Below are 268 nucleotides of genomic sequence, written 5' to 3'. Positions count from 1 at the left end.
GTTCTAAAGTTACATAGAGAGTGGCATCAATAAGTCGATAATTCTCAACGGTTTTACCCGCTTCACGTAATGCCATAATTTCAGCATGCGCGGTCGCATCGTGCAAATGAATCGACTGATTCCAGCCTTCACCAATGATTTGATCATCCAGCACAATCACATCACCAACAGGAACTTCATCAATCGCTTCGGCCTTGCCTGCTAATATGATCGCATGTTGCATCCAGTGTTCGTCAACGTGTAGTTGTTCAGGCGTTAGGGCTAAATC

At 44.8% G+C, this 268-nt stretch carries 1 protein-coding gene; it reads right to left on the bottom strand.

The features are described from left to right. The coding region (locus MTCD1_RS19320) for a nucleoside deaminase (RefSeq protein ID WP_307188519.1) at positions 1–268 on the bottom strand (268 nt) is incomplete at both ends.

The sequence above is a fragment of the Colwellia marinimaniae genome (assembly GCF_002207865.1).
GTDB lineage: Bacteria > Pseudomonadota > Gammaproteobacteria > Enterobacterales > Alteromonadaceae > Colwellia > Colwellia marinimaniae.
This window is presented reverse-complemented; position numbering and strand designations above follow the sequence as displayed.